Consider the following 25,629-nt stretch of genomic DNA (forward strand, 5'->3'; position numbering starts at 1 on the left):
GGATTTAAAGTGTTCAAAAATACGATTTTGGAATGTTTAGTAAAAGCCAATATAAACTAATAACAAGTCTTGCTCAAAAAAAGTATAGAGAGAAACACGGACTATTTATAGCTGAAGGTAAGAAAACGATTATTGAGCTTATAAACTCCTCATTGCGTTTACATTCTCTTTTTACTACGGAAGACATTTTTACCGCAGAAAAAGAAAAAACATATTTTCTGAAAGAAGAAGAGCTTATAAAAATTAGCCGACTTTCTACAGCGCAGACCGCTTTGGCAATTTTTCATGTGCCGGAACCTTCTAAACCTGATTTATCTGATCTAATTGTGGCTCTGGACGGGATTCGTGACCCCGGAAATTTAGGAACGATTATAAGGTTATGCGACTGGTTTGGAATTGAAAACCTTGTATGTTCTGAAGATACAGTGGATTGTTATAACTCTAAAGTTGTCCAGGCTACGATGGGCTCTATTGCTCGAGTAAACATCCTTTATATTAATTTAAGCGATTTCTTAAACGAATCGGCTACTGAGGTTCCAGTGTTCGGAACTTTTATGGAAGGAGAGAATATCTACAGTGAAAATTTACCTGCTAAGGGAATTCTTATTTTTGGAAATGAGGCGAACGGAATCCGTCCTGAAACTGCTGCGCTTGTGGATAAAAAATTAAGTATTCCCAGGTTTGGTGAATCAGGTGAAACTGAAAGCCTTAATGTAGCTACAGCGACAGCTATTCTTTTAAGTGAATTCAGAAGGAGGAGCCTTACTGGAATGTAAAGTTCAGGAAGATTCCACGGGATGACATTTTCGAAACATTGCCGGTATAAATACTATTTGGGTCTTCATCCCTTATAAGCTCATCATTAATAGCAAACACTCCTCGAATTGAGGGAGAGAATTTGAAATAATATAAATAAAAATCTATTCCAAAACCTAGTTCGTAATAATACGAATTGGTTGTCATTCTGAACTGTCCATCTGAATTATCTTCAGGATTATTTTCATTACTGGAGAGATTCCATGAGGTAGAGAGACCTCCAACCACAAATGGTTTGAAATTGTTGAGTCGTTGAGTAGAAAATTTTAGCAAAAGTGGAATATGTACGTAAGTAGAATTTATTTCTCTAAAGGTATCAGGGTCGGCTTTGGTTACCATGAAATTTATGCGGTTAAAACTTACGCCGGGTTCCAGACGTAAATCCAGGTGATTTGACAGACGTAGATTCCCAATCAAGCCGACATTAAAGCCTATAGTTCTATCTACCGGAAAATCTTTCTTTAAAAACGATCTGTCCGAAACTTCTATATAATCAAAATCAAAATCATAGGTGTTAAATCCAAGAAAATATCCCCATGATAAACGCTGGAGGTCTACATTTTCATTATTTAATACGCCGTTTCCTCCAAAAAACTGGGCATTAATAGGCTGTACGCTTGTTAGGAGCAGAACGATTAGAAAGTATTTTTTCATAAATATTATTTGGAAGCTACATAAATGGTAGCAACTCCTAATGTTTGAGGTTTGTTCTCTACATCTTTAAACCCAATTTTTCGTAAAATATTGTTGAGCTTTTCACCATAAGGAAAAGCACAAGCACTTTCACTTAGGTAGGAATAGGCATCCCTGTCTTTAGAAAATAGTTTTCCAATTAGTGGGAGGAGATTTTTTGTGTAGAAATTATAACCTTGCTTAAAAGGAAATTTTGTAGGAACCGAAGTTTCAAGGATCACGAAAACACCACCCGGTTTAAGTACCCGAAGAATTTCTTCAAGACCTTTTTTCAGGTTCTCAAAATTCCGTACTCCAAAAGCTACAGTGATAGCATCAAAAGAACTATCCTCAAACGGCAGATTTTCCGAATCTCCCTGAATCATCTCGATTTTTTCTGAAAGCTCTTTTTCTGCAATTTTTTTGCGTCCTACAGCAAGCATTCCTTCAGAAAGATCCAGTCCAACAATTTTTGATGCTCCTGTTTTAGCAAGATTAATTGCCAGGTCTCCTGTGCCTGTAGCTATATCAAGTACCTTATCAGGGTCAGACTGCTCCACTATTTTCACTACCTTCTTACGCCACTTTACATCTATACCAAAGGATATGACACGGTTTAATCCGTCGTAATTAGTGGAAATAGTGTCAAACATTTCTTCCACCTTTTTCTTGTTAAGATCTGAACCTTTATATGGAGTTGTCTTTTTGCTCATCTGCAATTTTTGCCCAAATATACAAGTTATCGCCTAAATGCCTTCTGTAGTTTCCTTTTTTCTAAAAGGGTAGTTTGTTTTGGTTCAGTGAAATATCATACCTTTGTTATTCTTGATTTACAAAATCCTATGAAGATAATAATTGCCGGTGCCGGTGAAGTTGGGTTTCATTTAGCAAAATTGCTTTCTTATGAATCTCAGGATATTACCCTGATCGACAACAATAAAGAGCATCTGTTGTATGCAGATACACATCTTGATATCAGAACCTTAAAGGGGGATGCTACTTCTATAGCTGTCTTAAAAGATGCGCAGGTAAAAAACGTAGATTTGCTTATTGGGGTTACTTCAAGTGAGACAACTAATATTACGGTATGTGTTCTAGCAAAACAATTGGGAGCAAAACGAACCATTGCAAGAATTGCCAATACAGAGTTTCTCGAGAACAAGGAAGAAATAGGATTTGTGAAATTTGGGATCGATGAACTTATTTCTCCTGAAGCTCTTGCGGCAAGGGAGATTGAATTGCTGTTAAATCAATCGGCTTTTAATGATAGTTACGAATTTGAGGAGGGAGCTTTGACCATGGTTGGGCTTAATCTTTCCCGAACAGCCGCTTTTGTTGGAAAGACAGTAAAGGAGGCTGCGCAGATTTTTCCAGGGTTGCAGTTTATGCCCATTGCCATTCAACGCTTCGGAACTCAGTATACGCTTATTCCGCGGGGAGATACCCAGTTTAAAGAAGGAGATCAGGTGTATTTTGTTACTACCAGAGGTGGGGTTGATGAACTTTATAAACTTACCGGGAAAGTAAGGCAGGAAATTAAGAATGTAATGATTCTTGGTGGTAGTAAAATAGGAAAGAAAACGACCAGGGACTTATGCCAGAATAATTTCAGGGTAAAACTTATAGAACAAAACAAAAACAAAGCTTTTGAGCTCGCAGATGAACTTCCTAAATCTTTGGTGATCCATGGTGATGGCAGGAACGTGGAGCTTTTGGATGAAGAGAACATTCAGGATATGGATGCTTTTATCGCTGTGACGGGTAATTCTGAAACAAATATCATGACCTGTCTCGTTGCTAAATCGAAAAGTGTAAAGAGAACGATCGCTCTGGTTGAGAACATGGATTATTTTCAGTTAAGTCATTCTATTGGTATAGATACATTAATCAATAAAAAATTGCTTGCTGCCAATAATATTTTTCGGTACATAAGGAAGGGTGAAGTGGTAGCCATGACGAAACTGAATAATATGAATGCCGAATTACTTGAATTTATAGTAAAACCGACTTCTAAGGCCAGTGATAAAAGAATAAAGGATCTTGATTTTCCTAGGTCGGCTATTATTGGTGGGGTGATAAGAGAAGGGGAAGGGCAGATCGCCCTTGGAGATTTCCGAATCAAACCGGGAGATCGTGTGGTGGTGTGTTCTTTACCGCGTTCTATTAGTAAGGTGGAAAAAATGTTTCTTTAATGCCACGTCTTAATTACAAGATCATTTTTCATATTATGGGTTTGCTGTTGCTGTGCAACGGTGGATTCATGTTAACAGCTGCCCTTGTAAGCTGGTATTATGAAGATGGGGTTACCATGCAAATTTCTGCGGCATCGCTTTTAACACTGCTCTTCGGAATGTTCCTGATGTACAATACGAGAGGTCATCGCAAGGAGATAAAGAAACGTGAAGGTTACATTGTTGTAAGTTTTGGCTGGATATTCATGGCATTAAGCGGAACCTTACCATATGTGCTGAGTGAAAGCATCCCATCTTTTACTAATGCATTTTTTGAAACTATGTCCGGTTACACTACAACCGGAGCTTCCATCCTGAATGATATAGAATCTATTCCAAAAGGCGTCCTTTTCTGGAGGAGTCTTACTCACTGGATTGGTGGTATGGGTATTATTGTCCTTGCCATAGCCATTCTTCCTTTGTTAGGAATAGGTGGAATGCAGTTGTTTACTGCTGAAGCTCCGGGTCCCAGTGCAGATAAATTGAAACCCCGGATCACAGATACGGCAAAGAGATTGTGGTTCATCTATGTGGGGCTGACAGTTACGGAAGCTATATTGCTTAAAATAGCCGGAATGGGAATGTTTGATGCGGCAAATCATGCTCTTAGCACCTTGTCAACCGGCGGCTTTTCAACCAAAAATGCAAGTGTGGCCTATTGGAACGATAATCCGATGATTCAATATATTATTATTGTATTTATGTTTTTGGCGGGAACCAATTTTGTAATCAGTTATTTTGCTTTTAAGGGAAGAATCCAGAAGATACTGCAAAATGAAGAATTTAAATGGTATTCTATTTTTACAGGTGCTTTTTCAATAATTACAGCTACAGTGATTTATTTTGGTGCCGACCTTGGCTTATCTTCCATTGCGCATCCTATGGTTTGGGGCGAAGCGGAGAGCGCATTCCGACATGGAGTTTTTCAGGTTCTGGCCATTGTTACTACTACGGGTTTTGTAAGTGCCGATTACACCCTCTGGACACCTTTTCTTACGGTTCTTTTCTTCGGATTATTCTTTCTGGGAGGTTCTGCGGGATCTACTTCTGGTGGTGTCAAGGTGATGAGGCATGTAATCATGATAAAAAACGGGCTTGCTGAATTTAAAAGAACCCTGCATCCTAATGCTATTCTTCCTGTCCGGTTTAACGGAAAAGCTATCGGAAATGAAATTGTATTTAATATCCTGGGATTTTTCATCCTTTACATGCTTTCCTTTATTATAGGGGCTGTGGTACTTGCGGCTTTAGGGCTGGACCTTCAAACTGCCATAGGTGGAGCTGCTTCTTCTTTAGGAAATGTCGGTCCGGCATTTGGAACTCTGGGGCCTGTCAATAATTTTGATGCACTTCCTGCCGCCGGAAAATGGTGGTGTGCGTTTTTAATGCTAATTGGCAGACTTGAATTATTTACTGTACTTATTCTATTAACACCTTTCTTCTGGAGAAACAGATGATTTCAGTAGGTAGTGATCAGGTTTCAGTTTGCAGTCAAAAGAAAAATATGCAATATTTAGTGAGGATATAATCTTCCCTAGTTAGTTTGATTTAAAAAGGATGTTTTGAGAGAGAGTTTTATGAGTCAAAGAAATAGAGAGTTTCTTTCACATATTGGTCCAACGGATTTATTCTTTCCTATTAAAAATAAGCAAAAACAATAAAAAATCCCCTGACCATTCGGACAGGGGATTTTCGTATTAGAAATATAACTAAATCTATTATTTCTCTTCAGAAACAGCTTTTTTTATTCTCTTCATTGCCTCTTCTATTTGGGCTTCACTGGCGGCATAGGAAAATCTTATACAATCAGGACTTCCAAAGGCATCACCTGTAACCGTAGCTACAAGGGCTTCTTCCAGTAGAAACATAGAAAAATCGGTTGCGTCATTAATTTTATGTCCTTTTATTGTTTTTCCGAAGAAATAAGAAATATCAGGGAAAACATAAAAAGCACCTTCGGGCTCGGTAATTTTAAAGCCTTCAATGTCTGTCATCAGGTCGATGATCAATTTTCTGCGTTCCTTGAACTTGTCAACCATGTATTGAATCTTGCTCACAGGGGCTTCCAATGCGGTAATCACAGCACGCTGTGCAATACAGTTGGCGCCACTAGTAATTTGCCCCTGGAACTTGTTACAGGCCCTGGCAATAGCTGTGGGTGCACCGATATATCCTATTCTCCATCCGGTCATGGCAAAGGCTTTGGAGACCCCGTTAACCGTTATCACACGGTCATACATGTCCTCAAATTCTGCCATGGAAGCATGTTTACCAACAAAATTGATGTGTTCATAAATTTCGTCACTTACTACAGTGATTCCAGGGTATTTTATTAAAACATCAGCCAGTGCTCTCAGTTCCTCTTTGCTATACACCATCCCACTTGGATTGGAAGGGGAACTGTACCAGATCATTTTGGTTTTAGGGGTGATAGCTGCTTCCAGTTGTTTGGGAGTCATTTTGAAATCACTTTCCACTCCTGTTCTAATCTCCACCGGAACACCTTCTGCCAGTTTTACAATTTCAGCATAACTAACCCAGTAAGGGCAGGGAAGGATTACTTCATCCCCCGGATTTAGCATTACCATCGCAACATTCGCCAAAGACTGCTTGGCTCCTGTAGAAACCACTATTTGTGACCTGTCATAGGCAAGGTGATTGTCACGTTTGAACTTTGTGATGATGGCATCCTTAAGTTCAACATATCCATCCACCGGGGTGTAGGAATTATAATTTTCGTTAATAGCTTTAACTGCTGCTTCTTTAATGAAATCGGGAGTGTTGAAATCTGGCTCACCTAAACTTAGGCCAATGATATCCTTTCCTTCATCACGTAGTTCACGGGATTTTGCTGCCATCGCCAAAGTTTGTGACGTAGCCATTTTGTTGATTCTGTCAGATAATTGCATTGATTGGTTGATTTTTCTGTTAAGCTGAAATTGCAGGTTTGGTTCCCATTTCCTTTAGGTGTTTAAAATGGGCAATTATAGCTGCACGTGTAGTTTTATATTCGTTATAAGGTAGTTGGCATTCCTTTGCTGTTTCCTTTACAATTTCTGAAATTTTGTTGTAATGGATATGGCTGATGTTGGGAAAAATATGATGTTCTACCTGATGATTTAATCCGCCGGTAAACCAGTTTACGATCTTGTTATTCGTGGAAAAGTTAACTGTAGTAAATAACTGGTGAATTGCCCAGGTATTTTTCATTGAACCAGTATCATCTGGTAAAGGCATATCTGTTTGTTTCACAACGTGTGCCAGTTGAAATACCACGCTAAGAATCAATCCTGCCGTATAATGCATTATAAAGAATCCTATAAGAATTTTCCACCAGGCAATAGATAAAATAAGCATTGGAATTACGATCCAGATTCCTATGTAAAGAAGTTTTGTGATTGCAACAATACTCCACTGGGTTATGGGATTAGGGAATTTCCCGTAAGAGAGTTTTCTGGCGAGATATCTTTTAGTTTGTTTAAAATCTGTAGTGATGGCCCAGTTAAACGTGAGTAATCCATACAGGAAAATAGAATAATAATGCTGGAATCTATGGAACTTGTGCCATTTTGCATGTTCTGAAAACCGAATGATCCTTCCGGCATCGAGATCTTCATCATGTCCATGAATATTGGTATAGGTGTGGTGAAGGACGTTATGTTGTACCTGCCAGTTGTACACATTCCCAGCCAGGACATAAATGGTTCCCCCCATAAATTTATTCACCCATTTTTTTGAAGAGTAGGAGCCATGGTTGCCATCGTGCATAATATTCATTCCTACTCCTGCCATGCCTATACCCATCACGATGGTGAGAAGCAACATGAGCCATTGAGAAATATCAAAAGTAAGAATTAGAAAGTAGGGGGTGAGAAATAGGGAGAACATCACAATTGCTTTGAGATGTAATTTCCAGTTTCCGGTCTTAGGCAGGTTATTTTCCTTGAAATAAGCATTTACACGCTTGTTTAAAGTTTTGAAAAATTTAGCCGAATCTGTTCGGGAAAATCGGATAGTACTTTGATTCATTTATTGTTATAGTTAAAAGACAAAGGTAAAACATAAAATTTCTTTCGTGGAAGGAAAGTCGGAAATTAACTTCACCGATTTTAATTACTTTTGTGATAAAAATAATAACATTGGAGTTAATTCAAGAGTATTTTCCGGAAATTTCTGAAGACCAGAGATTAAAATTTAAATCTTTGCAAGATCTGTACCATGACTGGAATTTAAAAATAAATGTCGTTTCGAGGAAGGATATTGATGAGCTTTATTTGAGACATGTGCTGCATTCCCTGGGTATTGCCAAGGTGCAGAAATTTAAAAAAGATGCAACCGTCCTGGATGTGGGAACAGGTGGTGGTTTTCCCGGGATCCCATTGGCTATAATGTTTCCCGAAACTAATTTCCATTTGGTAGATAGTATTGGGAAAAAGATCAAAGTGGTGAATGAAGTTGCCGAAGGATTAAGTTTAAAAAATGTCCATACCTCCAATGCAAGGGTAGAGGAAATTACCGGGCATTATGATTTCATCGTAAGCCGGGCAGTAGCAGTGATGCCAACATTTGTACACTGGGTGAAGGGGAAGATAGCTAAAGAGAGTAAACATGAACTTAAAAATGGAATTCTGTATTTAAAAGGGGGAGACCTGTCTGAAGAGCTTGCAACCTACCCAAAGGCAAAGATCTATGATCTTCAGGATTATTTTAAAGAAGATTTTTTTGATACTAAAAAAGTGGTGCATTTACCACTTAAATATAAAGGTTAGCAGCCCTTGATATGAGGAAAAGCTCCTAAGAGTTTCAGGAGCTTTTTTTATTCCTTGATGAATTTTATTGCACTGTTGCCTTCTTTCAGCCTTAACTTCATAATATAAACTCCTTCAGGAAGGTCAATAACTGGTAACTTTACCAGTCTTTCCAGAGGGATATTATGAAATTCCTGAATTTTTTGTCCCAGGATATTATAAACCGCACCCGATTTTATCATTTGTAAACGGGGATTTTTAATCCCTATTTCATTATTGTTGCTGGAATAATAAAGCTCAAACCAGCCAGTCGGAATTTCTTCCACAGGCTTTTCTTCTTCAATTGCCGGGGTTTCTTTATTGAAAACAATGGAAAACCTATTATTTATCGATCCTCCGGTGGCAGAAGTCTTATAAGTTGACTCCTGTAAATCATGAGTAATTTCTGTTACACTATCTTTAATATAGATCCTGAAATCATCAGATAGATTCATGGTTGTGTCAATGGAAATGGAGAAATCTCCATCATCTTTGATTTTTACACCCAGAGGAAGCACCCGTTGCTTGTCAAAATCTGGTACCCCTTGAATTACAGATTTTATGCTGTCGATCATCCAGTACATATCTTCTTTGTTGTTTTCAATGAGGGGGGCATCAAATCCGAGGTCAAAAGAACTGGTAGATCTTACATCATTGGTAACCAGTAACTGGCGTAAATAGCCTTGCGGAGATTTAAAATATAGGAAAATTTTGGGACGTTTGTCACCATTTTTGGTTTCTGGTTTTTCATTTTCGGGGGTCTTAAAAATAGATTCGTCTCCGGCCTGGTCGTCGGTTTTAAAAATTCGCTGTGTATTCTGAAAAATAATATTTCCTCCGGAAATTGTTTCAGGCATTTTTGTATTGGTTTGTGTACTTACCAGGAATGCCTGACCTACCGGAATATACTGGAGCGGGATGCTGTTTTCTTCTGCGCTTTCTCCGTTGGCATTGATCCGCTCGTCTGTTGCTACAGCAACTACCCCTCCTGAAAGATTTAAGGTAGCATATCCACCTACGTATTCCTGGAGGTAATGAGATTTGCCGGAGAAATGATCCCAGAAATAAATGGTTCCATTAAAAATATTCTGACTGTTATTGCCGCCACTTGCACTTAAATTGTCCAGGATGAATTTCTCACTGTCGATAGCTGATGGATATGGATTTCCTATCAAATAATCATTTCCGGCATCCAGGGTAAGCTCAATAGTTCCGTTATTAGGTTTTCCTATATAAGTATAATTCTGTCGGTCTGTTATTTTTGCAGATCCTGAAGTTCCTTTCATAGAATAACCTTCCGCAGCTTTTATGGTTCCATTTTCACCAACATGCTGCCATTGAGAGTAGGTGTTACTGGTATTATTTGTGTAAATGTGCAGCCAGTAACTACTGATTCGTTTTGCACCCGAATATTTCCAGTCTGCAAACTGAAAGGAATTATTGAAAACCAAAGGTATTGGATTGGCAGGGTTGCTTCCATCTCTCAGCACCTTCTGTACTGTGTACGGACTGTTATTGGCTGTTCCCTGAGGTGCAACCGGCGAGGACCAGTAATTATAGTTAAAACTGCTGGCAGTTCCCTGCTGGTCGCGCTCAATGTAACCAGAGCTGGTTTCTGCAAAAATGCTTTCGTGGTCCTGTAGTAACTGAGACTCCCCAACCAGATCTATTGTGCCATTTAGCTCCAGGTAATCTGTGATTCGTAAACTTTGTCCTGGATCATATTCACTGGCATTATTACCCATTTTGCTAACGCTCAATTTGCCTTTCTTAGAGATAAGTCCCAAGAGAGTGATATCGCGGTTACCAGAGGAAATATCATGGGAAACCTCGGCAATATTCCATTCAATCCTGGTATTCCCGTCAATCCCAATACTGTTTGGAGCATCCCAGACTTCTGATTCGGCCCATGGAGTGCCATCCCATGTACCGGTACTGCCAGTGTAATAAGGAAGGGGAGCTGTATTATCCTGTGTGGATTGTATATTTTTTAACCGGCCGTGAATTCCATTATCAATTCTGTTTTTAGTAATTCCATTAGTGGCTTCAGCAGTCATTAATCTGTAGTAAGCTGTTAAATTACTCCAGTTTAAGTTTTCAGGGACATCCAGAGGAAGAGTTTCGCCTCTTACTTTTCCGTTGTTGAGAATTCTCTGATTCATCATGAACCTGAGCTGAGTAAGATTTAAAGCGGTACCCCAAATTCGCACTTCTTCAATCCAACCGTGAAAGAAATTCTTCGGAAGTGGAGTGGAATTACTATCATAAGCAGCACCAATTAAGAACGGACTTGTAGAAGAACCGGGTATGCCTAGATTTCCATCAGAAACTTTAATTCCATCTACATAAAGTCCTTCATCAGGACCGCCTTTTATGACTGCGATATGATACCACCTGGCTGTATTTATAGGAAAATCTGAAGAAAGTGAGCTATCGTTCCACCTAAACTTCGGAATGTCGTTTTCAATTATAAGGTCGAATCCTCCTGCAGTTGGACTGGAAACATCCTTTTTTGAAAGAATAGTTTTTAATCCGGCGGAAGTTGAAGGGTTTTGTTTTATCCAGGCTTCAATGGTGAAATCACCGGATAAATTATAATTACTGCTAAAATCTATATAATCATCCTGACCGTCAAAATCTATGGTACTACAGTTCCTGAAGATGATTTTTACATCGTCATATGCCCCGCAGGGGACCGTCCATCGTAGCGTATAAGTTCCTGTTGCGCTAATGGAGAAGAGAGCCGCTGGATCGTTGGCATCTGAAAAGGCAGAGCCGGCAGGGCCGTTTATCACAGTCCATTTTCCGAATTCCATTTCTCCGGTAGCCGGGTTTGTATAATCTTCAAAAATAGCACCCAGGTTCACCTGATCTACACCACAACCAAGTTCCTGGTCCGGGCCGGCATCGGCAACTGCAACAGGAGGCTCAACTATCTCTATTTCTGTAGATATTTCACATCCATTGTTGTCAACCACTCTCACCGTATAGAAACCGGCAGAAAGATTGGTAGCTGTTCCGGTATCTTCAGTAGATGTCTGGCTTATATGGTCCCAGACAATGGTATAGGGGGCTGTACCACCTGAAGCCCGTACGGTAGAAGTGGCATCATTCCCGCCGTTACAGATCAAAGGAGTGTTGCTGATTTCCTCTAAAAGTAGCGCATTATCAGGTTGTATGATTTCAATGTTTCTTCGGGTGTAGGAGTCATTGTTGTCTGAAACAGTCACGTCATAAATTCCGGCAGGTAAATTTTCAAATAAAAAGGAAGTTTGAGTGATTGTTTCGCTAGTCCCAAGATTTTTTACTGTATAAGTATAAGCGCCGGCTCCACCCGAAGCATTTACTTTAATAACTCCTTCATTGCTTCCATGACAATAGACGCGGGTAACATTTACTGTAGCAGATAGAGGGAATTTTATTTCATCTTTTTCATTGGTTGAAACACACATTTTTTGCCTTACATCCCCGCAAGGTTTGTGGGAGCCATTAGTCCAGTCCATGTAGAAATTTTCCAGGTTTACAGCGTAACCACAAGACCAGTTGTTCACTTCTCCAATTCTGAAGATTTCCGGAATTTTGCCGTTGCCTTCCATAGGAACACAACCGGTGATCCTCTCTTCGGAAATTACTTCCTGATTTTGGGGATCTGTAATAGTGTATATGAATTCTACAGAAGGATTGTAAGCATTGGCATTTTTTTCAATATTTAAATATATATAGATTTTTCCTGTATAGCCTTCACACTCAGAACTGGTAAGGATACTGCCATCTTCTTTGCCTACATAAAAAGAATTTACAAAATCAAGATTACCGGTTTTTCCGCAGGCTTCAAAACATTCACCTACATAATAATCCAAAATTTCAATGAATTCGTTGCCTGCCGAATCTGTTACAGTTAAGGTAATCGTATAAGTTCCTGTTGCTATGTAATCAACCACATGAACTCCTTCTCCTTCGGCGGTACTGACACCGTTTGTGGTTTCCCCACCAAAATCCCAATGATATGTGTAAGGTGCAATACCCCCTCTTACACTCTCGACCTGGAATGTTGAGGTTCTTAGTCCTCCATCATCGCTAAGACATTTTGAGATTGGAAGCATCACTGCTTCCAGCGGATCAATCACTATAGTGCTTTTTGATGCTGTACAGCCATTGGCATCTGTAACAGTGACAGAATATTCACCGGCGGTAAGTCCTGTCGCTACTTGAGTTGTTTGTCCATTAGACCATTCAAAAGTATAATTAGGTGTTCCTCCTTCAAGAATAACAGTTGCGGTTCCTGTAGAAGATCCAAATGTATTTGTTTCTGTAGTTACAATGTTTGTAATGATGAGTTCATCGGGCTCATTGATGGTAACAGTTTCTTCCTGGGAACATCCGTTATCATCCACAACCTTGAGACTATAAGTTCCGGGGGCAAGATTCTCTATAGTTGTTCCTGGAACTTGCGCATCATTAAGAAAATAAGTGAGTGGTGTTGTGCCTCCTGTTGCAGTAAAAGATATTTTTGCATTATTCTGTCCAAAGCATCCTTTATTGATATTGATGTTTGTAATCTCAATAAAAGATTCCGGTTCACTAATGACAAATTCTTTATGAGCTGTACACCCATTAACATCTGTAACTGTAACTTCATAATTCCCGGGACTTAATCCATCTTTTGAAGGACCAGTCCCCAGGATACCCCAATCGTACGTAAAAGGAGCAATACCATTTGTGACCACGGCTTCTGCCCCACCTGTAGCAAACCCATTACATAAAATATCCTGAGTGTTGACACCTACTTCGATCTGGTTTATAATGACCTCTTGTGGTACTGAAGAACTATTGCCTTTACTGTCTGTAAAAGTCCAGGTAATTGTGCCTGAAACAGGGAAAACAAGGCTGCGGTTTCCGGTAGCTGTAATTTCCCCTTCACAATTATCAATGGCTACTGGAGGCGTAACAGTATATTCACAACCCCACACCACTGGCTCCAGTTGCGGAGCTACGGGGGCTTCATTATCAGAAACAGTAACCGTTTGTTGTACCTCTACGGCCAGATTGTTATTATTATCTTTGGCAGACCAGGTAATGGTGGTGGTTCCAACGGGATATGGAGCACTCATTGCCTGCCCGTCACTTCTTGTTCCAGTAGGAACCGAAGAACCACAATTATCGCTTACTACTGGTGGTTCAATAGCGATAGTAGCATTGCAAAGACCAGCATCTGTATTTGTGTTGATTTCATTAACTGATGAAATTACAGGAATCTCATTATCTACCACAGTAACTGTTGCAGATCCAGAAGCAGAATTTCCATTACTGTCTGTCACTGTGATTACCACAGTATTTTCTCCCACATTAGAACAGTTGAAAGTAGTAACATCCGTGTCAAAAGTTAATCCTCCACAGGAATCGGAGGTACTTCCGTTCACAGCGTCTTCAGCAATGGATGCATTTCCAGAAGCATCAAGCTGCACTATTATATCCTGAGTAGTAACGCTGGGTGCGGTATTATCCAAAACAGTAACAGTTGCGGTTCCAGAAGCAGAATTTCCATTACTGTCGATAACGGTTAGGATCACATCATTAACTCCCACGTCAGTGCAATCGAAAGCAGTGATATCTGTGTCAAAAATAAGTCCGGCACAGGCATCGGATGAACCATCGTTTACAGCGTCTTCAGCGATGATGGCATTTCCGGTAGCATCCAGTTCTATAGATATATTTTGAGTAACCACTGTTGGAGCAGTATTGTCCTCTACAGTAACTGTTGCAGTTTCTGAAGTAGAATTCCCATTATCATCTGTTACCGTAAGTGTTACGGTATTGGCTCCAATGTTTGTACAGTCAAAAGAAGTAATATTTGTGTCAAAACTGATTCCGCCGCAGGCATCGGATGAACCATTGTTTACGGCGTCTTCAGCAATTACCGCATTTCCGGTAGCATCCAGTTCTATAGATATATTTTGAGTAACCACTGTTGGAGCAATATTGTCCTCTACAGTAACTGTTGCAGTTTCTGAAGTAGAATTCCCATTGGAGTCCGTTACTGTAAGCCTTACGGTATTGGCTCCAATGTTTGTGCAAACAAATGTGGTAATATCGGTATCAAAAGTGAGTCCTCCACAAGCATCAGATGATCCATTATTCACAGCGTCTTCAGTAATTACAGCCTTCCCTGTAGCATCTAATTGAACAGTCAGGTTTTGAGTAGTAACTGTTGGAGTAATTTTATCTACAACAGTAACTGTTGCATTTTCTGAAGCAGAATTTCCATTGCTGTCTTTTACTGTAAGAGATACAGTATTAGCTCCTAGGTCTGTACAGTCAAAAGAGGTGATATTGGTGTCAAAACTTAATTCGCCACAGGCATCTGAAGATCCATTATTTACGGCATCTTCAGCAATTACTGCTTTTCCTGAAGCATCAAGTTCTATAGTAATGTCTTTTGTTACCACAGCCGGCGCTACATTATCTTCTACAGTGACCATTGTAGTTTCTGAAGCAGAGTTCCCATTATTATCTGTGACAGATAAAGTTATAGCGTTCTGCCCCACATCTGCACATGTAAAATTTGTTTTACTCAAGGAAACAGTCGAGATTCCGCAGTTGTCGGTAGAACCGTTTTCAATATCGGCTTTAGTGATCGTGGCGTTTCCGTTAGGACCTAATGATACGGTGAGGGATCTGGTTCGTACAAAAGGTTTTTCGGTGTCGTTGACCGTAATGATCTGTACGTCTGTAGTAGTATTTCCATCGGCATCGCTTGCAGTCCAGGTAACAGTTGTAGTTCCTAATGGGAAAGTAGTTGGTGCATCATTTTTAATACTTGATACCCCACAGTTATCACTCATTGTTGCACTGCCAAGGGAGACATTTGAGGCTGTACACAACCCGAAATCTGCAGAAATGGTTTTATCTGCTGGAGCTGTAAGAACCGGATCTTCCAAATCCTCCTGAATTATAGTGAAAGTAGCCGACTTTGTTACAGCGGTGGGAGTAGTTTGGTCTGTGACGGTAAGTGTGTAAGTTCCCTCCGCAAGATTGCTAATGTCTTCTGTATTTCTGGTGAAGGTGCCGGGGCCTGCCCAGGAATAACTTAAGGTACCCGTCCCCCCAGAAATGGATACGGAAATGCTACCTGTGTTTCCTTCTGGACAAACAACATGCGTAAGATTATCCTGTGTTATCGTTATTTCATTAGTCTGAAATGCCATCAGGAAAATCAGGCTTCCGGACAGTAAAATAATAGAAGAAAATTTAAACAGAGTAGTTTTTTTACCCATACATTTTGGCTAATAAAATATAGCAAAATTACAGAAAATTCTGATGCACAGGCCTTTTTAGATGATTTTTTATCGATTAAAGTCTTGTTTTCCTGGATGAAAGGTTCTAAACCTATTGTTTGGAATGTATAAAATTTTATAAGTAGGAGGATGATTACAACGTTACTATAGCCTAAAATGGATCCATAATAGTGGAATGATCATTAAGCTAAAATCTATATATCTATTGTTAATAGTGATTAATTATTCTAAGATTACCTTCTTTGAAACAGATCCTTCACTTGACTGAAGCCTTACGATATAAACGCCGCTGCTAAATCTTGCCACTGGAAGTGAGATTTCCTGTTGCAAAGGAACATTATAGAAAACATGCACTTGTTGCCCCAAAAGATTACTTAAATTAATTCTTGAAATATCTAACAATTGTGGATTTCGAATCAGTATTTCACGGGTGTCATGAACATATATTATTTCAAGTCCAGCCGGAAGAATATCTTCATCTTTTGAAATAGTTTCTTTGAAAACAAGTGCAAACCTATCGTTTACACTGCCAGGTACTGCAGTGCTTTGATATGCAGACTTTCTTAAATTGTGAAAAAGTTTGTTTTTGCTGTCTTTTAAATAAATTTCCTTGTCATCAGGAATGTTTGAGAGCCTTGAAATATTTATGCTGAAGGTTCCGTCGTCTGCCACTTTAATTCCTAATGGAAGCTCACGGTCTTCATCAAAACCTGGTACTTCCTGGGTGAGGAATTTGGATTCCTCTATGAGCCAGTACATGTCTTCTGAAAGATTTTCCGAAAGTATTTCCTCTTTGCCGGCATCAAACTTATCTGTGCTTTCTTCATCTGCTATTACCCGAAGCTTCCGGGTATGACCATTTGAAGACTCGAAATTTAACCATATTTTTGATCGGTTGTCTTCAATAACTTTTCCATCAGTAAAGACAATCTCAAAACGATCGTTAAAAGTTCCTGGCTCAATTGCCAGTTTAAATTCTTCATCACGTAAATTATGATACGTTGTGTCCTGATTGTCGCGTAGGTAAATTTCTGTTTCCTCTGGCACATTTAATAATTCTGCAATTTCAATAGTAAATTCCCCTTCCACTTCTGTTTTAATGCTCAATGGTAAAACCTGATCTCTGTCAAAATTTGAAACACCCTGGATCACAAATTGATGTTCCCTAATTAACCAGAACATATCTTCTTTGTTATGATTCATAGATAAAGCATCAAATCCAAGATCAAAATCATTGGATGCATCTTTATCGACTCCTACAAGGATTTGACGATGATAGCCATTGGGAGATGAGAAATTAAGCCTGATTTTACTGCGTGTATCTTCTTTAACAGACGATTTTTCCCGTATTTCCGGCATCAGAAACATAGAGGCACCCGGGGATTCCGGTGCAAAGGCCCGCTGATTGTTTTTAAAAGTTAAAGTTCCTCCCTCTACAGAGGTGAAGTTGGATATATCGGAATCAAGAGTGGTATTAATAAAGAATCCCTGTCCTACAGAAATATATGCGCCGGGTCTCTTTGTTCCTTTGGCATTATTAGCATTTATCCGTTTATCTGTAGAAGCAGCGGGAACTCCATCCAACCGGTTCCTGGTAGCATAGCCTCCAATATATTCTTCAAGATAGTGTGTTTTTCCGGAGAAGTGGTCCCAGAAATATATGGCGCCATTAAAAACATTTACACTGTTTCTACCTGCTCCGTCTTTTGTATTTTCTTTAATAAATTCTTCTATGTTAATCGCTGAAGGATATGGATTCCCAATTAAATACTGCTGTCCCTTACCAACCTGTAATTGGACATCCCCGTTATTAGGAAAGCCTTTAAAAGTATAATTTTGCTGAATTTTTCGGGCTGCAGCATCGGCTACAGAAATATTTTCGGGACCTTTCATTGTATAACCTTCTCCCGCAAGCAGCTCGTGTTCACTTCCCACATGTTCCCAGCTACTGTAATCGTTTGCCTTTTTGTTTCTGAAGGCATTGATCCAGTAATTACTTATTTTTATGGGGCTCGTAAGAGGACCATCTGCATAAAATGGTCCGTTCCCAAAGTTTATTGTTTTCCAGGCACGGGCACCATCTGCAGCTCCATCATACATTATTTCAGCAACTTTAAATGTAGAGGCTGATGCGGAAGGAATTACTGGTGAAGACCAGTAATTATAATTAAAACTACTGGAAGTACCCTGTTGATCCTGTTCAATGTATCCGGTTTTTGAGATATCCAAGTTAGGGGATTGCTCAATTTTGCTTCCTTCAGGTTGAATAAGTTGAGATTCGCCATTCAGGTCTATTATACCATCCAATTTAAGGTAACTGGTGATTGTAAGCGCATTGCCCTGTACGTTGTTCATTCCCATCATTTCCAATGTGCCTGCTTCAGAAATTAGCCCTAGCAGGGTGATGCTATTCATATTGGTAGGACTGCCTGGATTTTTCACATTCTGCGGTAGTTTTACAATGTTCCAGTTTATTTTTGTTCTTTGGTCTATTCCGGTGCTATTAGGAGCTTCCCAAACATTTCTTTGGGATATGGATCTTCCATTGATTTCTGCAGGTAGTTGCCAGGTTGAATTATCATACCAGTTCCCGTTATTAGTAGTATATAATATATATGGCAGGGGAGCTGTATTTTCCTGATTGTCTTCAATGTTCTTTAGCTCTCCGTCAATTCCGTTAAAGGATAAATCTGTTGTGGTTCCATCAGTTACTTCTGAAGAAAGGAGGCGGTAATAACCGACTAAGTCAGACCAGACGAGATTTCCCGGGATAGATACTGGGAGCACCTCTCCCACTATACCTGAGCTTCCTTCCTTTTCCACTCGTTGATTCATTATGAAATGAAGCTGATCTTCAGATAAGGCTTTCTTCCATATTCTCACTTCTTCCATCCAGCCGTGAAAATAATTTTCAGGAACATTTTGGGTGCTAGCATTATGCATGGCTCCTATCAAGGTGGGAGCAGCAATCTCACCAGGTGTTTCATTGAGAGATTGTGTTTTCACCTTTAATCCGTCAATATATATATTTACTTCACTTCCATTATGAGTCGCGGCTATATGGTACCATCGGGAAAAAGTCAACCTTTGTGTGACGGAAATAGTGGTATTATTTATTCTTAAGGCAGGACGTCCGGTATTGAGAATAAGATCATATCCTCCTTCAGAAAGGTTATTCGAATTTCGTTTGGAAATAATCGTATTGATACCTACGAGGGTGTGTGGTTTTACCCAGGCTTCTATGGTAAAGGAATTTTGGATATTCAGGTTATGGTTGTCTCCAAAGGAAATGTGATCATCCTCACCATCAAAATTTAATTTACTGCATTCAGCCGGAAAACCTACTGCTACAGGCTCAGAAACTACAGGTGGACAATCGATGATGGGTGTTACCGTCCAAGTTAATTCGTAATTTTTCCCAGCCTCACCGTAGAAAGTAGTGGCATTAGAAGTAAGATTTGTAAAGTTACCTGTACCACCATTAGAAGAAGTGAAAGACCATTCTCCGGAACCAATTTCAGGGTCAACCTGTACTGCCTCCAAAGCTACTACTTTGGTGCCACATTCATTAGGTGGAGTTATAATTCCTGCATCGGCAATGACTTCAGCTGGTTGAGTGATGGTTACATTTCGAGTGAGTGCAGAGCAGCTTTCTCCGGTGCTTACCAAAAAGGTGAAATTACCGGCTACAAGACCAGATGCTGTAAAAGAATTTTCTTCTGAATTTTCTTCTGAAAAAATGACACTTCCTTCACTATTCAGAAGCTGATAATTATAAAGAGGTGTATTTCCGGCTAAATTACCTCCTGAAAGCACTATAGTTGCTGTACCGTCTGCATTGCCAAAACAAGTTGTTTCTGTATACTCGACTGAAGTGATTTCAAGGGCAGTTGGTTCTTCAATTATGATGTTATCTGAAGTTACAGAGCAGCCGTTCGCGTCGCTTACTATAACAAACAAGTTCTCTGTCTCTTCTGTTTCTGATAAACCCGTAGCTGTTTCTTTGGTTTGTCCATTGCTCCAACTGTATGTGAAAGGAGGAGTTCCGCCACTCACGATCACTTTTGCCGAACCATCCGACCCGGAGAAGCATAACGGAGAATTAACTTCAATCCTGTCAATGACTGGAGTGGGATTAATCTGGATGCTAACCGAATCCAGGACTGGCTCACATGGCTCATCTGGGGCATTAGAAGTTAAGGTGAGAGTTAGCCTTCCTGTAATTATTTCATCGGCAGTGGGAGTATAAATTGCGTTTAATGTACCTGAATTCGGATTAAAATTACCATTTCCTCCAGACCAGAAACCTGATGAGACAGATCCTGAAATTTCCCCATTAAGTTGAATTTCTGCTTCTTCAGCACATATTATAAGATCTTCCCCTGCATCTACTATTGTTTCAGGGATAATAAAGACTTCTGTAGTTCCTACTGTTGGATCACAACCGTAGGCATCGGTCACTGAAAGTGTATATGTACCTGCATCTTCTGCAGAAATATTTTCCAAAACGGGATTTTCCTCTGTAGAAACTACTTCTCCATCTGAATTTGTCCAGGTAAATTCAATAGGTTCACGACCTCCCTCTATGTTTGAATATAATTCTAAAGTATCTCCTGAACATATAGTAGAATTATTTGATGGATCTATACTGAAAATAATAGGTTCAAGTGTTCCAAAAGAAATATCATCCAAACCAAAATCGTTTCCTCCAAGAGTCACGTTAATATTCACAATTTCTAATGTAACACTTGTATTTTCTTCAGAATTCCAGAAAGGATTACTGTAAAACTGGATCCAATTTTCCCGACTCACCTGATTATTACTCGTAGGTTTATCAGCATTATCGAGATATGCTACTGTTCCTGTTAATTCCCCATTTACTCTGAACTGTAGCTGAGCAGGTGAAGCAGGGTTTACATTCATTCCCCATGCACTAAAGTAATAATTAGTGTTAGGCTGAATGTCATCAATAGTCTGTTTCCAAATAACCTGATTTTGCCTTGGGGAACCATTAACAATTAGAAAATTGCCATTTCCTGTAGTGTGGTCTCTTCCGTAGAAGTTGCTGTGGTAATCATGGGCATCATCATCTACTGCATAATCACCTTCTGGATAAAGGTCTCCGGTTCCTGTTTTGTTTCGATAATCTGTTTGAAAATCCCTTGCACCTGCTTCGAAATCTCCATTGGCTACCAATTCCTCAGAAATGTTTATAGAGCCTGTCCCTGTACAGCCATATTCATCTGTAACTGTTAATATATAGGTTTGTGCAACTTCTACATTCAGTGTTCTGCCTCTTCCAAACTCTTTTCCGGCAGATTCCCAGTAATAGGAGGCAAATTCATTATCTGAAGTTAATTCTATATATCTCGAATCACCGCAGTAATTTGCACTTATTGTTACCTCTGGAGGTTTACGTACAATAACTTTTACTGAAGCTCTACCGGGACATTGTGTAACCGGATCCATATACGTAGCAGTATATACCGTAGTTTCTACAGGAGTGACATCTTTAGGGTTTGGTTCCGTTGAGGTGAAATCCCCGATATCTGAAGTCCATTCAACTTCCGGAGAACCCGATCCCTCTCCGGTAATTCTTATATTATCAACAGCCCAATAGCGATCGTTGTAAGCGTTATCATAATTAAAACGGATTCGTACATCTTCTTGTCCTACGGGAAGATTGTAAATCGTTTCCTTCTCAAAACGGTCTTCTTCCCCCTGAGTTGAAGTATAAGTTTCTAAATTTAGCCAATCACCATTATTAATAGAATATTGTAGCCTTCCTATATCTTCCTGGTTGTTTCGATAACCTCCCCCGTCTTTATAGTGATGCCAAAAAGATAATTCTAATGATGTATATCCTTTTGTACTAAAAGATGGACTTATCAAACTAACATTGCTGTAATCTCTATTGTTTTCATAACTGCTTATAAGGAAAAATTGTGAATTATCATTTGAATGAAAATTAACTTCTCTGTCCTCACAAATAAGTCTCCAGCGCCAGTTCTCAAATCTATAGTAGCAGTAAGTTCCACCATAGGCTCTTGTTCCACTATTCGTCAAAGACCAGTTAGTGTTGTTTGATGAAGATTGTGTGGTCCAATTCTGTATTCCGTTGTTGAAATCTGATGTAAGAAGTACCGGAGGTAAATTCTCTACAAAAGAGGTGGAAGAGAATAAATCCACACTCTCCCCGGGACATACCTCAATCTCATTTTTAACCGGTTGTTCTCCTCTTTTTGATACCAGTACTTCGGTTTCCGGTGCCGGAATTACAGTCACAGTCAAATTGTAAGTATCAGGATTTGTACAGTTATTACTGCTAAGGCTGTAAATATATGTAACTGTTAAAGGTTGATTAGTGGTGTTTTCAAGAGTTTCATTAATAGAACCTGTGCCACCGGCTGCTGAGTTACGAATGCCTTCAACGGCTGCCCTGGTCCATTTAAATACTGTTCCTGAAGTTTTGCTTAAAGGTGTATATTCAAAAGGTGTTTCACTACATACAGCTGGAGGTGAAAGGGTGCTGGTAAGGGTGGGAGTAGGTGTGACGGTGGTCGAAATTTCCTGAATGTTAGGACAACCGTCTTGGCTTACCAGTGTTATTTCGTAAGTGACTTTAATGGGGTTGTTCGTGTCATTCACCAGGACTTCACCAATATTTCCCTCTCCTCTGTTCGCCGGGGTGGAAATCCCGTCTATTGCCTGGCGATCCCAGGAGTAAGTTGTCCCGGGTATATTACTGGAAAATTCATATACAAAAGGGGTTTCAGAACAGAATCCGGAGGCTTGTAATGGACTGGTAAGTTCTGGGGTGGGATTTTCTGTCACTACAACAGGTTTAATGATCGAGCAGCTACTGCTGGTAGTAGCCTTTATGAAATAGGTTCCAGGACCGACATCATTTGGATTGGCCACCGGCCTTGTTGCTCCTTCATTTGTCCAGTATGACAGACTCAATCCTGAAGATGAACCCTGGGTGATTTCTTCAGAAGTTAGGTCTACAACCGCAGGGGAACATACGGTTTCGGGATCCGTTATGTGCAGTACAGGTGTGGGATTAACTGTTACAGTTACAGTAATGGGAGTTCCTTCGCAATCCTTGGCAGAGGGAACCACCCTGTATTTTACTGTTGCAGGACTATTTGTATTGTTCGTTAAGGTTTGTGCTATTTCGCTCCCGTTGCCATCTGCAGCTCCCTCTATACTTCCGGCAGGAGAAATTTCTGAAACAGTCCAGTTAAAAACAGATCCCTCAATACCACCTGATAAAGAGAGGCTGGTAGTTTCTCCTGAACAAAGTTGCTGATTCGAGGGTGAAATGCTAACGTTTGGCGTAGGATTCACCGTCACATCATAAGTTACTGGATCACCGGTACAACCATTTGCCTTTGGGATGATTGTGATAGTGGCAGCGACAGGTACGGTGGAATTATTTACAGGAATAAAAGAGGGGATTTCTGGGACGCTCATTTTATTAGATAAACCAATGGAGCCCCCCCCTAGTATATCGTACTTTACTCCTGTAGGAGAACCAGAGAGGGTGATACTTGTCGTGGTGACTCCGTTACAGTAAACTATATCCGCCGGAGCGTTTACTGTAGGATTGGGTTTTACTTCTATTTTAAAAGTTTCTGGAATTCCTATACATCCGTTAGCCGAGGGGGTGATGGTAATGTTTCCAAAGATACTTTCAGTGCTATTGTTCACAGCAGTAAATGAAGGTAGTTTATTTGTTCCACTTCCTAAAAGACCTATAGCAGGGTTGTCATTGGTCCAGCTTATATCACTTCCATTAACTGAGGCTCCTGAAAAAATAATTTCGGGAACTACTTCTCCGTGACAAACTACCATATCTGCCGGTTTTGTAATAGTAGGAGTAGGGTTGACTATAATGGAGAATTGTCCCGGTTGACCTTGACAATCATTTCCAAAGGGAATAACAGTGAACAAGGCTGTAACAGGTTCATTGGAAATATTTTTAGCTGAAAAAGCAGGAATGTTCCCTATGCCACTTGAAGGTATTCCTATATCTATAGTGTTTCCGGTGGAGCTTTCATAGGACCAGGAATAGGATTTGTTTTCCAAAGTGTTCCCTGTGAATACTATAGCGGGAATTTCTTCTGTGTTACAAAAGGCTGAACCATCAATTTCAGGTATTTCAACAGTAGGTTCAGGAATAACTATTTTTTGCGCCTCGGCCGTAATGGAGTTCTCATTCCCGTCATTAAAAGTCCAAGTGACAAAATATTCTCCGGGAGAAGAAAATGTTGTAGCGTCTGATGTAGTACCAGTCACCTCCCCTGCACAATTATCATTTGCTATAGGTACTGGAATTTCCTTGCCACAACTCCAGTTATCAAGTTCTTCTATTGTGGGTAGAATGGGAGCCACTTTATCTTCCACTGTAACTATAGCTGTTTTGCTGTCAGACTTTCCGTTTTTATCTTCAACTGTGAGGGTTACGGTATTGATTCCTACATCATTACAGTCGAAGCTTGTGATATTTGTATCGAAAGTTAGTCCCCCACATGAATCGGAAGATCCGCTATTGACTGCATCTTCGGCGATAGTGGCATTTCCTGAGGCATCCAGTTGGACGGTGATGTTCTTGGTGACAATAGTTGGTGCCACATTATCCTCCACTGTAACAATAGCTGTTTTATTGTCTGACTTTCCGTTTTTATCTGTAACTGTAAGGGTTACGGTATTGGTCCCTACATCATCACAGTCGAAGCTTGTGATATTTGTATCGAAAGTTAGTCCTCCACATGAATCGGAAGATCCGCTATTGACTGCATCTTCGGCGATAGTGGCATTTCCTGAGGCATCCAGTTGCACGGTGATGTTCTTGGTGACAACAGTTGGTGTCACATTATCCTCCACTGTAACAATAGCTGTTTTATTGTCTGACTTTCCGTTTTTATCTGTAACTGTAAGGGTTACAGTATTGGTCCCTACATCATCACAGTCGAAGCTTGTGATATTTGTATCGAAAGTTAGTCCTCCACATGAATCGGAAGATCCGTTATTGACTGCATCTTCGGCGATAGTGGCGTTTCCGGAGGCATCCAGTTGCACGGTGATATTCTTGGTGACAACAGTTGGTGCCATATTATCCTCCACTGTAACGGTAGCAGTTTTGCTTGCTATTTTTCCATTTTCGTCAGTAACTGTTAGAGTTACAGTATTTAAACCTATATCATTACAGTCAAACCTGGTAATATCTAAAGAAGTTGATTTAATTCCGCAGGCGTCATTCGAACCATTGTCTATTTGTTCTTTTGAAATTGAAGCGTTTCCATATTCGTCTAGTTGAACGCTGAGGTCCCGAGTGATAACTTCAGGATCAATATTGTCTTCAACTGTTACTATCGCATCTTTATAAGCTGAATTTCCTTTAGCATCAGAGATTGTTAACCTAACCAATTGCTGTCCCACATCTGAACAGCCAAAAGTGGACTGACTTAAATTTCTGTCGGTAATCCCGCAATTATCTGAAGAACCGTTGTCAACATCATCTGCGTCTATTGTTGCTGTTCCGGCGGAATTAAGACTAATGATAATATTTTTTACAAGTACTGTAGGATCTTGAGTATCATTTTCACAGTCATCATACCCCAAAGCAAAAACACCAAAAGGAGACTCATTCCAGGATAGTTGTTGTTGGTCAATGGTAGTAGGGAAAAGCACCGCACCTTTAGCTGGTGCTTTCCAATACGAGGCCAGTGCTGAAGTCAGCACCAATAAAAAACTAACAAGTAGAATAGAGGTAGTTTTTTTCCTCATAAAAAATTGTTAACAATATAACCGGGTAAAAGTAGG

10 protein-coding genes are annotated in these 25,629 nt (G+C 39.9%); 4 read left to right on the plus strand and 6 right to left on the minus strand.

Annotated elements, in window-relative coordinates; translation table 11 throughout:
• The first annotated feature begins 32 nt into the window (after positions 1-32).
• Positions 33-776 (plus strand): TrmH family RNA methyltransferase, encoded by a 744-nt coding sequence (locus IE056_RS03050; protein ID WP_189603190.1) that lies wholly within the window; start codon positions 33-35, stop codon positions 774-776.
• Here IE056_RS03050 and porT read toward each other — a convergent pair.
• Together porT and ubiE are read right to left on the minus strand one after the other, a co-directional pair.
• Entirely contained in the window at positions 763-1,470 is a 708-nt protein-coding gene (porT, locus tag IE056_RS03055; RefSeq protein ID WP_189603192.1) for a type IX secretion/gliding motility protein PorT/SprT, read from the minus strand. The two genes, IE056_RS03050 and porT, sit on opposite strands and share 14 nt — an antisense overlap.
• Positions 1,471-1,475: 5 nt before the next feature.
• Positions 1,476-2,201: a bifunctional demethylmenaquinone methyltransferase/2-methoxy-6-polyprenyl-1,4-benzoquinol methylase UbiE gene (gene ubiE, locus IE056_RS03060; RefSeq protein WP_189603194.1), complete on the minus strand. Its 726-nt coding sequence runs from the start codon at positions 2,199-2,201 to the stop codon at positions 1,476-1,478.
• Positions 2,202-2,330: 129 nt separating this feature from the next.
• Here ubiE and trkA point away from each other — a divergent pair, with 129 nt between their 5' ends.
• Together trkA and IE056_RS03070 are read left to right on the plus strand one after the other, a co-directional pair.
• Positions 2,331-3,680, plus strand: a complete 1,350-nt coding sequence (gene trkA, locus IE056_RS03065) for a Trk system potassium transporter TrkA (RefSeq protein WP_189603196.1) — start codon at positions 2,331-2,333, stop codon at positions 3,678-3,680.
• Positions 3,680-5,176 (plus strand): TrkH family potassium uptake protein, encoded by a 1,497-nt coding sequence (locus IE056_RS03070; RefSeq protein ID WP_189603199.1) that lies wholly within the window; start codon positions 3,680-3,682, stop codon positions 5,174-5,176. The genes trkA and IE056_RS03070 overlap by 1 nt, the downstream gene beginning before the upstream one ends.
• Before the next feature lie 261 nt (positions 5,177-5,437).
• Here the strand turns inward: IE056_RS03070 and IE056_RS03075 are convergent, their stop codons facing one another.
• The gene (locus IE056_RS03075; protein ID WP_189603200.1) at positions 5,438-6,628 is read right to left on the minus strand and encodes a pyridoxal phosphate-dependent aminotransferase; all 1,191 of its coding nucleotides are present in this window, start codon (positions 6,626-6,628) and stop codon (positions 5,438-5,440) included.
• A gap of 19 nt (positions 6,629-6,647) precedes the next feature.
• On the minus strand, positions 6,648-7,748 hold the full coding sequence (locus tag IE056_RS03080; protein WP_189603202.1) for a fatty acid desaturase family protein: 1,101 nt from the start codon (positions 7,746-7,748) through the stop codon (positions 6,648-6,650).
• 110 nt (positions 7,749-7,858) lie between these two features.
• Here IE056_RS03080 and rsmG point away from each other — a divergent pair, with 110 nt between their 5' ends.
• The gene (rsmG, locus tag IE056_RS03085; RefSeq protein ID WP_189603204.1) at positions 7,859-8,488 is read left to right on the plus strand and encodes a 16S rRNA (guanine(527)-N(7))-methyltransferase RsmG; all 630 of its coding nucleotides are present in this window, start codon (positions 7,859-7,861) and stop codon (positions 8,486-8,488) included.
• 47 nt (positions 8,489-8,535) lie between these two features.
• On the opposite strand, the gene IE056_RS03090 is transcribed toward rsmG, so the two are convergent.
• Entirely contained in the window at positions 8,536-15,780 is a 7,245-nt protein-coding gene (locus IE056_RS03090; RefSeq protein WP_189603205.1) for a DUF8693 domain-containing protein, read from the minus strand.
• A 243-nt stretch (positions 15,781-16,023) separates the two neighbouring features.
• Positions 16,024-25,593: a DUF8693 domain-containing protein gene (locus IE056_RS03095; protein WP_189603206.1), complete on the minus strand. Its 9,570-nt coding sequence runs from the start codon at positions 25,591-25,593 to the stop codon at positions 16,024-16,026.
• Between the last annotated feature and the right edge of the window lie 36 nt (positions 25,594-25,629).

This window comes from Salinimicrobium marinum (assembly GCF_014651535.1).
Classification (GTDB): Bacteria; Bacteroidota; Bacteroidia; order Flavobacteriales; family Flavobacteriaceae; genus Salinimicrobium; species Salinimicrobium marinum.